Origin of the sequence: Streptomyces palmae, assembly GCF_004684805.1 — a bacterium.
GTDB lineage: Bacteria > Actinomycetota > Actinomycetes > Streptomycetales > Streptomycetaceae > Streptomyces > Streptomyces palmae.
In genome coordinates this window covers 1-10,748 of record NZ_SRID01000237.1, presented here as the reverse complement: position 1 = coordinate 10,748, position 10,748 = coordinate 1, and the positions used below count along the sequence as shown (strand labels likewise).

Genomic DNA, 10,748 nt, shown 5'->3' with positions numbered 1-10,748 from the left:
GATGTCGAAGTCCGCGGCGCCCGCGCCGTGGACCCCCGGGTCGCGCCCCGCCGACGTGTCGAACAGCGGGTTCTGTGGCTCCATGGAGGTATGTCCAGTCCGCAGACGTCCCCGCCGACCGGCATAATCCGCTTCCGCAGACAGCGCACCGTCCTGCTGACCAGCTACAAGCAGGACGGCACGCCCGTCGGCACCCCGGTCAACATCGCGGTCGAGGGCGACCACGGGTACATCCGCACCTACGGCCAGGCGTGGAAGGCCAAGCGGATGCGGCGCAATCCGGTGGTGGAGATCGCGCCCTGCACCCTGCGCGGCAGGCCGACCGGGCCGGGCGCCAAGGCCCGTACCCATCTGCTGGCCGCAGGCAGCGGGGAGAGCCGGCACGCGGCCCGGCTGCTCACCCGCAAGTACCCGCTGATGCACGGCCTGCTGGTGCCGCTGGCCCACCGGCTCAAGCGGGACCAGACGCTCCACTACGAGATACGGCTGATCTCCGAGGACGAACGCTTCACGGAGGCCGGCGGCACGGCGACCGGGCCGGGGCCCGGCTGAGCCGCTTCCGGCCAGGCACGCGCAACCCGCCGCTCCCCCGGCCGGCCACACACCCCGTGCCCGCCGCGAGGCACCCCGCGGCCCGCGGTCAACCGCGCCGGCGCCCCTTCTTGCCCAGCAGGCCCAGGAAGGCCAGTACGCCCACCACCACCGCGCCGACCAGCACGGTACGGGCGCTCAGCCCGCCGTCCGTACCGTCGCCATCGGCCGCCGCGCCATGCCGACCGCCGTTCCCGCCGCCGTTCCGCCGCTGCTCGGCCGCGGTGGCGTCGGGCACCTGCTCGCCGTCCAGGCTCACCGCGGTGACCGGGCTCCGGGGGCCCTCGGTGCCGTACATCAGCGTGCCGCCGTCCGGGGTGAAGGTGACCGACTCGCCCTGCCGCTGCAACGGGAGCCCGGGGTCGTCGGACACCCGCTTGCCCAGCCCCTTGGGCCCCCAGTGGTACTCGGCCACCGAGAAGTAGCCGCGCAGCAGCAACCGGCTGCCGTCCGGGCTGAACGCCCCGTCGGTGACCTCCATACCGAGGTCCGACACCCGCTTGAACACGTTCATGCCGCCGCTGGAGAGCTTCGGCGGGCCGACGTACAGCCCGGGGTCCTCGTCGCTCTTGCTGGCGATGTAGACCCGCCCGCTGCGCGGATCCACCATCAGGGCCTCGGCGTTGCGCGGCCCGCCCTCGTACTGCACGTCGAACTGGGTCGCCCGCACCGTAGTGTTCCCCAGCCGCTTGGGCTCCGGAAAGCGGTAGATCCACACCTTGGACCACTTGCCGCCCAGGTTGTCACCGATGTCGCCGACATAGACATTGCCGTCCGGGCCGATCGAGATACCCTCCACGTCGCGCGGGCGCCCGATGCCCTGCAGGGTCACGGTCGCCACCGTGCGCCCGGTCTTGGAGTCCACCGCGTAGACGTAGGGGCCGTCGCTGCTGTCGTTGTGCGTCCAGTAGACGCCCGGGTGCAGACGGCTCGCGGCCAGGCCGCTGGACTCGGAGATTCGCTCGTCCTCGATGGTGAAGGAGGACGGCTCTTGGTCATCGCCGGCGGCGAGGGCGGGCGGGGCGGCGGACAGCGCGAGCAGGACCGCGGCGCCGAGCACACACAAGGGTGAACGCATGGCCCCAGACTGCCATATCACAGCACGTAAGTAATCGCCGGATTAGTTGACCTAATCAGAGGATTATTTACCGGAAATTAATCGGGCATTGGGCATCAAAATGGATAACGTCGTTGCGGGTATTCAACCAATCCCTCTACGGTCTTTCCCTATGAGCAACTACACCCAAACCCCCTACCCGCAGGGGACCCCGGCCAATTACGCCCCGCAGGGCGCAGCTGCCGAGCCGGACAAGAAGCTGCCGATCATTGCCATCGTCGGCTCGGTGATCGCTCTGATTGGCTCATGTCTCAACTGGACCATGGCCGAGGGGGAGACCGGCGGGATCAAGGGCACCGACGGCGACGGGATGATCTCACTCATCACCGCCATCCTCGCCGCGGTGCTGTTCGTCGGCGGCATGCTCGCCAAGAAGGGCGTGCTGCATGTCGCCGGTGCGGTGGCGGCGCTGGTGACGCTGGTGATCGGGGCCATCAACATCGCCGACCCGGAGCGCCTCTTCCTGCAGAAGGCGGAGGACGAGGGGATGTCGGAGTCCCAGGCCAAGGCCGCCGCCGACCAGCTCGGACTCGACTTCACCGCGGGTGCCGGCAGCTACATGGTGGCGATCGGCGCGCTGGCCGCCCTCGTCTGCGGATTCCTGGCGTTCAAGAACTCCCGTAGCAGCAACTAATTCCGCTTCGGGACACTCCGGGAGAGCGCCTTCACAATTCAGGGCCGTTTTCTTCACATAATCCTGTGAAGAAAACGGCCCTGCTCCATTCGCCACCCCAGGCACACATGAACACCCTGCCGTCCCCGCATTTCCCCGCCCCTCACACCCGGTTCCGCTCCCGATTCCGCTTCACTCGCGGATCGCGCCGGCCACGCGCCATCGACTGCCCCGGGGTGCCGCCTCCGCGATCCGACCTGACTAGTTCACTCGTTCGAGTGGAGGGGCCCGCAAAGCCGCTGGGTAGGCTGACGATGTCGGCGAGTATCCCGTCCCATGGGAGCACTGATGAGTGTCATGCCTGAGACCGAGTGGACCGTGCCCGCGACCTGGCCGATCCCGCCCGCGGGCGGTTACACCGCCGACGACCTGGAACGGCTCCCGAACCTGCCTCCGCACACGGAGCTGATCGACGGGAGTCTTGTCTTCGTGAGTCCGCAGACCAAGTTCCACATGCGTGCGATGCGCCTGCTGGAACACCACCTGCTTCTGGCGGCTCCGCCAGAACTGGAAGTATGCCGGGAGATGACCGTCAGGCTCGGCCCGCGGGACCGCCCCGAGCCCGACATCCTCGTGGTACGCGCCGACGCGGACACCGGCCCGCGCCAGACCACCTACTACCCGGACGATGTGGTCCTCGCCGTCGAGGTGGTCTCGGAGGACTCCGAGGCGCGGGACCGGGAGACCAAACCGTTCAAGTACGCGAAGGCCGGGATCCCGCACTTCTGGCGGGTCGAGGGAGATGACCGCACGGGCCTGCCGGTCGTGCACGTCTTCGAGTTGGAGCCCACCACCGGGGCCTACGTCGGGACCGGCATCCACCGCGATCGGCTCAAGCTCTCCGTGCCCTTCGCGCTGGACATCGACCTGACCGCCATCGACGGCCGCCCCGCGTAGCCCGCTCGCGCCCCGGGCGAGGGGCCCGTGGGGCGCGGCATCTCGCACCCGGCTGCCTACCGCCAGGTAGGTACGTGCATACTTCACCGATGCGCATCATGTTCGTCGGTGACTCGATGACGATCGGCAGCGCCGGCGACTTCACCTGGCGCTACCGCATGTGGGAGCACCTCAACACCACCTACGGCGGCCCGTACAAGATCGTCGGGCCTCGCCAGGAGGTGTACGACAAGCTGGCGGACGCCCCGGTCTCCCACGCCTACGGCGATCCGGGCTTCCCCTCGCACGCCCGGCGCCACCTCGCCGGATGGGGAGAGGGCTGGCTGCACATGGCCCCGGTCATCCAGGACACCCTGCGCACCCATCGCGCCGACACCCTGCTGATCTCCCTGGGCCTGATAGACCTCGGCTTCTACACCGACGCCCCGCAGACCGTCGACAACGTCCGCCGCTTCGTCGCCGAGGCCCGGGCCGCCAACCCGACCGTGCGGGCGGTACTGCTTCCGGTGATACCCAATATCCGCGCCGAGGCGGACCCGCCGTTCGGCGCCGAGGTCGCCCGTTTCAACGGACTCCTCGGCCAGGCCGTCGCCGAACTCTCCACCGCCGACTCCCCACTGCTGCTGACCTCCCGCCCCGAGGGCTACGACATCCATCGCGACACCTATGACGGCACCCACCCCAACGCCTCCGGTGAGCACCGGATCGCCGCCGCCTTCGCCGCCGCGATGCACCAGGCATGGGACGTGGGCGACGGGTACCAGCTGGAGCTCTCCGCCGTCTGACCGGCGGGCCGGGGCGGACGGCTCCTGCGGCCGGGGGCACCCTTGCCTCGAGTGCGCTCCAAGGGCTTGGCTGACCCCATGGAGTACACACAGCTGGGACGTACCGGACTCAAGGTCAGCCGCCTGGTCCTCGGCACCATGAACTTCGGGCCGCAGACGGAAGAGGCCGACAGCCACGCCATCATGGACGCCGCCCTGGACGCCGGCGTGAACTTCTTCGACACCGCCAATGTGTACGGCTGGGGTGAGAACAAGGGCCGTACCGAGCAGATCATCGGCACCTGGTTCGCCCAGGGCGGCGGGCGCCGGGAGAAGACGGTGCTGGCCACCAAGGTCTACGGCAACATGGGCACCGAGGGCGAGCCCTGGCCCAACCAGGACCGGCTGTCCGCCCTCAACATCCGGCGGGCGGTGGACGCCAGCCTCCGGCGGCTGGGCACCGACTACATCGACCTGTACCAGTTCCACCACGTCGACCGGCGCACCCCGTGGGAGGAGGTCTGGCAGGCGATCGACCTCCTGGTGCAGCAGGGCAAGATCCTCTACGCCGGCTCCTCCAACCACGCCGGCTGGCACATCGCGCAGGCCAACGAGGCGGCCCGGCGGCGCGGCTCGCTCGGACTGGTCAGCGAGCAGTGCCTGTACAACCTGGCCGAGCGGCGCGCCGAGATGGAGGTGATCCCGGCCGCCGAGGCGTACGGGCTGGGCGTCATCCCCTGGTCCCCGCTCCACGGCGGCCTGCTGGGCGGCGCCATCCGCAAGGAGAGGGAGGGCGGGGCGGCCCGCAGCGGTTCCGGGCGCAGTGGCGACTCGCTCAAGAACACCCAGCTGCGGGAGAAGGTGCAGGCGTACGAGGACCTGCTCGACAAGCACGGCCTGGAGCCCGGCGAGGTGGCCCTGGCCTGGCTGCTCACCCGCCCCGGGGTGACCGGCCCGATCGTCGGCCCGCGCACCGCCGACCAGCTGGCGTCCGCCCTGCGCGCGGTGGAGCTGAAGCTCGACGAGGGGCTGCTGGCCTCGCTGGACGAGATCTTCCCGGGCCCGGGCCCCTCCCCGGAGGCCTTCGCCTGGTAGCGAGCGCGCGTCCCCGGTCGCCGGCGGCCGACCGGGGACGTCGACGGGTACGTACGCTCCGCCCTCGAACCGATGGCGGAGCGTATGTGCGCCGGGGCGGCGGTCAGGCCGCACATGCCGGGGGATCCGACCGAAAGGCGATACGCGCGCGAGCCCGTCCTCGGGTGGGGACGGGCTCACGGGCGCGGGCGGCCGGCGCTCAGCGCAGGATGGCCGCCACCGCGACGACGAGGAGGATCAGCCCGAAGGCGCCGCGCATGATCAGGGTTCTGGTTTTGGGATCCACCCCTCAAGGTTAAGCGGCCGACTCAGCCGCCCAGCGGCCAGCTCCCCACCGTCTCGTACCGGGGCTGGGCCCCGAGCACCCCGCCCGCGGGCAGCCGGCTGCGCACCAGGTGCAGCTCGCCCTCGGTCCAGGCGGCGGTCCGGAAGTCCGCGAGCGCCGCCGCGAAGCCGGCCAGATCCGCGTGGCGGGCGCGGCCGCGGGCGATGGTCAGATGCGGGGTGTAGGCCCGCTGCTCCATGTCCAGGCCGAGCCGGCGCCCGGCGGCCGTGGCGGAGTCGGCGAGCCGGGACATCACCGCGAGGTCCCCCTCCGCGCCCACCCACAGCACCCGGTGCGCGAACCGGCCGCCGCCGGTCAGCCGCAGGGTGTGCGGCCGGCTGCGGTGCGCGGCGCGGCCCAGCCGTTCCCCCAGCTCGGGCACCAGCTCGTCGGGCACCTCCCCGTAGAAGGCGAGGGTGAAGTGCCAGCCGTCCTCCCCGGTCCACCGGAGCCGGTCGGCACCGGGCAGGTCGCGCAACCCGGCGACGGCGGTGGCCAGCGCCGCGAGGGCATCGGGCGGCGGATACGTGGCGGCGAAGAGCCTCATGTGTCGAGTCTCCCCCGCGGGACCGACCGGAGCACCGGACCCGCGCCTGTGAACCGGCCGTTACGGCCCGGGGTGCCCGAGACCGCGCCCGCGCACTCTCCGCACGACCCGGGGGCGCCGGACCCACGCCCGCGGACGGGGGCCGGGCGTTACGGCCTGGGGTACCCGAGCCCACGGACTGTCCGTACGACCGGGACACCGGACCCGCGCCTGCGAGCCGTTCGCCCCGCCGATGCGCGCCCGGGGCCTGAGCCCGAACGCGCGCCCGGGGCCCTTGGGGCTCGGCCCCAGGGCCCCGGTATCCGCCGTCGCTGCCGGCCGTCGGTCCGGCGTCAGGCCTTGGCGGTCAGACGCCGCGCCTCCGAGGTGTCGGGGGTGTCCGCCGGATCCTCCGGGGAACCGGCCTCACGGGGTACGAAGGCGATGATCCGGCGACCGCCGCGCAGGTCGACATGGAGGCGGAGACCGCCGATGCGGGCCAGCACCAGACCGACCGCGGTGGCGGACAGGGCGGAGACCAGGCCGCCGGCGGCGAAGCCCAGGCGGGCTCCGTACTCGTCGGTCAGCCAGCCGACCAGCGGGCCGCCGAGCGGGGTGCCGCCCACGAACACCATCATGAACAGGCTCATCACCCGACCGCGCATGGCCGGATCCGTGGCCAGCTGCACGCTGGAGTTGGCGGTGACGTTGAAGGTGAGTCCGAAGATGCCGATCGGCACCATCAGCGCCGCGAACAGCCAGAACGTCGGGGCCATCGCCGCCGCCACCTCAAGGACGCCGAACAGCAGCGCCGCGCCGACCAGCAGCCGCAGCCGGGAGCTGGCGCGCCGGGCGGCGAGCAGCGCTCCGGTGACCGAGCCGGCCGCCATCAGCGAGTTGAGCAGACCGTAGGTGCCCGGTCCGGCGTGGAAGACGTCGTCCGCGAAGGCGCTCAGCCAGATCGGGAAGTTGAAGCCGAAGGTGCCGATGCAGCCGACCAGCACGATCGGCCAGATCAGCTCCGGGCGCCCGGCGACGTAGCGCAGGCCCTCGCGCAGCTGGCCCTTGCCCCGCGGCGCACGCTCGATCTTGTGCAGCTCGCTGGTGCGCATCAGCAGCAGGCCGATCAGCGGGGCGCCGAAGGACAGCCCGTTGAGCAGGAAGGCCCAGCCGCTGCCGACGGCGGTGATCAGCACACCGGCGATGGCGGGGCCGACGAGCCGGGCGGACTGGAAGTTGGCCGAGTTCAGGCTGACCGCGTTGCGCAGATCCCGGGGTCCGACCATCTCCACCACGAACGCCTGCCGGGCGGGGTTGTCCACCACGGTGACCAGGCCGAACAGGAAGGCGATGAGGTAGACGTGCCAGACCTGGACATGTCCGCTGAGGGTCAGGACGGCCAGGGCCAGACCGCAGGCGCCGAGCGCGCTCTGGGTCATCAGCAGCAGCCGGCGCTTGGGGTAGCGGTCGGCGATCACCCCGCCGTACAGGCCGAACAGCAGCATCGGCAGGAACTGGAGCGCGGTGGTGATGCCGACCGCGGCCGAGGAGCCGGTGAGGCTGAGCACCAGCCAGTCCTGGGCGATCCGCGCCATCCAGGTGCCGGTGTTGGATATCACGCCGCCGATGGCGAAGAGCCGGTAGTTGCGGATCCGCAGGGAGCTGAACATGCCGCCCTGTCCGCCGGTGTCCGGAACGGAGCCGGGAGCGGAGGCAGGGGCAGCGGACGAAGCGGGGCTGACCACGGCCTCCCGGGCGGTACGGGGAGCGGAGCCCGCGGCGGCGGCCTCCGGAACCGCGGCGGAGGCGGAGCCCGCGGAGGTGGTGCCCAAGGCCGTGTCCGAGGTCGAGCCCGAGGAGCCCGAGGAGCCCGAGGATGTGGTGCCCGGGACCGTGTCGGAGGTCGAGCCCGAGGCGGCGGCGCTCGGGACCGGGTCGGAGGCGGAGCCCTGGGCGGGAGTGCCCGGGGCCGTGACCGCGGCGGCGTCCGGAGTGGGCGCCGGGCGTGGGTGAAGGGTGGGGTCGGTGTCGGTGTCGGTCGCGGGTTTCGGTGCGGGTGCGGAGTCTGCTCCGGGTCCCGAACTCACTGGGGCTTCGCCTCCTCGGGGCAAGATTCGCTAGAGGTTGGCCAGCTTCTCCAGCACGGGGGCGGCGGCGCGCAGCGTCGTCCAGTCCTCGGCGTCGAGCTTCCCGGCAAGCTCGGCCAGCCATGCGTTCCGCTTGCGACGGCTCTCCTCGAGCATCGCCTCGGCCTGTTCGGTCTGCGAGACGACCTTCTGACGGCGGTCCTCCGGGTGGGGTTCCAGCCGGACCAGTCCCTTGGACTCCAGCAGGGCCACGATGCGGGTCATCGACGGCGGCTGGACGTGCTCCTTGCGGGCGAGCTCCCCGGGGGTGGCGGAGCCGCAGCGGGCAAGGGTGCCCAGTACCGACATCTCGGTGGGGCTGAGCGACTCGTCCACCCGCTGGTGCTTGAGCCTGCGCCCCAGGCGCATCACCGAGGACCGCAGCAGGTCCACGGCCTCCGCGTCGCCGACGGTGTCACCGGTGGCGAGGGCGGCATCGATCCCCTCGGCAGGGGCCCTGCGTTCAGGAGGCTCCTTGGCCGACGAGTCGGAGTTGGACAGTTCCGGCATGTTCTTTAGCATAACTCATTACCTCGGCTAATGAAACGGATCTCGGCTTGCCGGGTGGGCGGCCTGGTGCAAACAGGATGAACCCATACGGGGTGTCAAGGGGACTGGCCGACAGGCGGTGGACGGGACGGGCTTTCGAGGGCGGCTTCCGGGGCGGGGAGACGGTACGGGTTGACGAGATCGGGGCGAACTCACCCGAACGAGTGAGCATAGGCCGTAAAACGCCACCCCGGCCGCACCACCCCCGGAACCCTGGCCACATGGGATCGTCAGTGCTCAGCCTGCGGATAGACGGCGAGCTGCTGGAGCGCGTCCGGCAGCACGCGGCCAAACGCGGAATGAGCGTCCAGGACTATGTGGTCCGGACGCTCATTCGCGACGACTTCGACGAACGCCTGCTGACGTCGGTCGAGGAGACCCAGCGGCTCTACCGCCGGGCCGGTTGAACCGGGCGGGGCCGCCCGGCCGGGGTCACTTCACCCCGAGCAGCTGCTCGATGGGTTCGAGCAGGAAGTAGACGAGGAAGCACAGCCCGACCGCGTTCAGCAGCCAGGGGATCTCCCGGGCCCGCCGGTCGGCGATACGCAGCAGGATGAAGGAGAGCACCCCGATCCCGATGCCGTTGGTGATGCTGTACGTGAACGGCATCGAGACCATGGTCAGGAACGCGGGCACCGCGATGGTGAAGTCGCTCCAGTCGATCTCCCGCACATTGGCGGCCATGATCAGGAAGCCGACCACCACCAGCGCCGGAGTGGCGGCCTGCGAGGGCACCACCCTCGCCAGCGGGGTGAAGACCAGGGCGAGCAGGAAGAGACCGCCGGTCACGAGGTTCGCGAAGCCGGTACGGGCCCCCTCGCCGACGCCCGCGGTGGACTCCACGAAGCAGGTGTTGGCCGAGGCCGAACCGAAGCCGCCGCCGGCCACCGCGATGCCGTCCACCATGAGGATCCGGCCCATGTTGGGCATCTGGCCCTTCTCGTCGTCCATCAGCCCGGCCTCCTCGCCGACCGCGATGATGGTGCCCATCGCGTCGAAGAAGCCGGACAGCAGCACGGTGAAGACGAAGAGGGAGCCGGTGAGGAGCCCGACCTCGTGGAAGCCGCCGAACAGGCTGACATTGCCGATCAGACCGAAGTCCGGGGTGTCCACGATCTTCTCCGGGACCCGCGGCACGCTCAGGCCCCAGCTCTGGTCCGGGATGTCGACCAGCGAGTTGATGATGATCGCCGTGACCGCCATCGACACGATGCCGATCAGGATCGCGCCCCGGGTCCTGCGGACCACCAGCATGAAGGTGAGCGCCAAGCCGACCACGAAGATCACCACCGGCCAGCCCTGGAGCCGGCCGTCGATGCCCAGGCCCATCGGCACGGTGGTGTGCGCGGCGTCCGGGTTGCGGGTGACGAAGCCCGAGTCGACCAGGCCGATCAGCACGATGAACAGGCCGATGCCGATCGCGATCGCACGCCGCAGGCCACCCGGGATGGCGTCCATCACCCGCTGCCGCAGGCCGGAGGCGACCAGGATCATCAGCACCAGGCCGGCGAGGACCACCATGCCCATCGCGTCCGGCCAGCTCATCTTGGGAGCCAGCTGGAGCGAGACCACCGCGTTGATGCCGAGCCCGGCGGCCAGCGCGATCGGCACGTTGCCGATCACGCCCATCAGGATCGTGGTGAGGCCGGCCATCAGAGCGGTGGCGGTGACCAGCTGCCCGTTCTCCAGCTGGTGACCAAACTTGTCGTGTCCCGCACCGAGGATGATCGGGTTCAACACGATGATGTAGGCCATCGCGAAGAAGGTGGCCAAGCCACCCCGAATCTCCCGGGAGATCGAGGATCCCCGTGCGGTGATCTGGAAGAACCTGTCCAGAGCGTTGGTCTGCGGAGCCGGTGGCGGTTGCATGGCATCGACCTGAGCGGTGGCCGAGGTGGGCATTTATGACCTCAGTGGTGCGTGGAACAAAGAGAAATCCCAGAGCGACAAAGGAAACCAGGCCGTCATTGGAGGTTCACACGAAACATTCCACTCAGACCCGGACTGTTTCAGTATGAATGCATAGGCCAAAGATCGCTATCTACGCGCGTAGTGGGGGGGGGCTCCTCCGGAGGGGCTGGGAGG

The 10,748-nt window shown here is 70.5% G+C and carries 12 protein-coding genes; 7 read left to right on the top strand and 5 right to left on the bottom strand.

Going from position 1 to position 10,748, the window contains the following annotated elements; all coding sequences use genetic code 11:
* The first annotated feature begins 90 nt into the window (after positions 1-90).
* On the top strand, positions 91-552 hold the full coding sequence (locus E4099_RS21850) for a PPOX class F420-dependent oxidoreductase (protein WP_135340808.1): 462 nt from the start codon (positions 91-93) through the stop codon (positions 550-552).
* Between the two features lie 88 nt (positions 553-640).
* Here E4099_RS21850 and E4099_RS21845 read toward each other — a convergent pair whose 3' ends face one another.
* A complete protein-coding gene (locus tag E4099_RS21845) occupies positions 641-1,669 on the bottom strand; it encodes a hypothetical protein (RefSeq protein ID WP_135340807.1) in 1,029 nt (342 codons plus the stop codon).
* 151 nt (positions 1,670-1,820) lie between these two features.
* On the opposite strand from E4099_RS21845, the gene E4099_RS21840 reads away from it, so the two are divergent.
* The 4 genes from E4099_RS21840 to E4099_RS21825 all read left to right on the top strand — a co-directional run bounded on the left by E4099_RS21840 (position 1,821) and on the right by E4099_RS21825 (position 5,137).
* Entirely contained in the window at positions 1,821-2,342 is a 522-nt protein-coding gene (locus tag E4099_RS21840; RefSeq protein ID WP_135340806.1) for a hypothetical protein, read from the top strand.
* A 327-nt stretch (positions 2,343-2,669) separates the two neighbouring features.
* Positions 2,670-3,278 carry a Uma2 family endonuclease gene (locus E4099_RS21835; RefSeq protein ID WP_135340805.1) on the top strand — a complete coding sequence of 203 codons (609 nt, stop codon included), beginning with the start codon at positions 2,670-2,672 and terminating at the stop codon, positions 3,276-3,278.
* Between the two features lie 89 nt (positions 3,279-3,367).
* Positions 3,368-4,063 carry a GDSL-type esterase/lipase family protein gene (locus E4099_RS21830; protein WP_135340804.1) on the top strand — a complete coding sequence of 232 codons (696 nt, stop codon included), beginning with the start codon at positions 3,368-3,370 and terminating at the stop codon, positions 4,061-4,063.
* Between the two features lie 78 nt (positions 4,064-4,141).
* Positions 4,142-5,137 (top strand): aldo/keto reductase, encoded by a 996-nt coding sequence (locus tag E4099_RS21825; RefSeq protein WP_135340803.1) that lies wholly within the window; start codon positions 4,142-4,144, stop codon positions 5,135-5,137.
* A 308-nt stretch (positions 5,138-5,445) separates the two neighbouring features.
* On the opposite strand, the gene thpR is transcribed toward E4099_RS21825, so the two are convergent.
* Complete coding sequence (thpR, locus tag E4099_RS21820; RefSeq protein ID WP_135340802.1) at positions 5,446-6,009, bottom strand: RNA 2',3'-cyclic phosphodiesterase; 564 nt, start codon at positions 6,007-6,009, stop codon at positions 5,446-5,448.
* Between the two features lie 332 nt (positions 6,010-6,341).
* Positions 6,342-7,733: an MFS transporter gene (locus E4099_RS21815; protein ID WP_386389697.1), complete on the bottom strand. Its 1,392-nt coding sequence runs from the start codon at positions 7,731-7,733 to the stop codon at positions 6,342-6,344.
* Here E4099_RS21815 and E4099_RS33150 point away from each other — a divergent pair.
* Positions 7,657-8,001, top strand: coding sequence for a hypothetical protein (locus tag E4099_RS33150; protein WP_167828448.1), 345 nt, complete (start codon positions 7,657-7,659; stop codon positions 7,999-8,001). The genes E4099_RS21815 and E4099_RS33150 overlap by 77 nt on opposite strands.
* Positions 8,002-8,105: 104 nt before the next feature.
* Here the strand turns inward: E4099_RS33150 and E4099_RS21805 are convergent, their stop codons facing one another.
* On the bottom strand, positions 8,106-8,624 hold the full coding sequence (locus E4099_RS21805; protein ID WP_135340800.1) for a MarR family winged helix-turn-helix transcriptional regulator: 519 nt from the start codon (positions 8,622-8,624) through the stop codon (positions 8,106-8,108).
* Positions 8,625-8,884: 260 nt separating this feature from the next.
* Between E4099_RS21805 and E4099_RS21800 the strand changes: the two genes are divergently transcribed.
* The gene (locus E4099_RS21800) at positions 8,885-9,070 is read left to right on the top strand and encodes a ribbon-helix-helix protein, CopG family (RefSeq protein WP_135340799.1); all 186 of its coding nucleotides are present in this window, start codon (positions 8,885-8,887) and stop codon (positions 9,068-9,070) included.
* 25 nt (positions 9,071-9,095) lie between these two features.
* Here E4099_RS21800 and E4099_RS21795 read toward each other — a convergent pair whose 3' ends face one another.
* The gene (locus E4099_RS21795) at positions 9,096-10,565 is read right to left on the bottom strand and encodes an NCS2 family permease (RefSeq protein WP_135340798.1); all 1,470 of its coding nucleotides are present in this window, start codon (positions 10,563-10,565) and stop codon (positions 9,096-9,098) included.
* Positions 10,566-10,748: the final 183 nt, after the last annotated feature.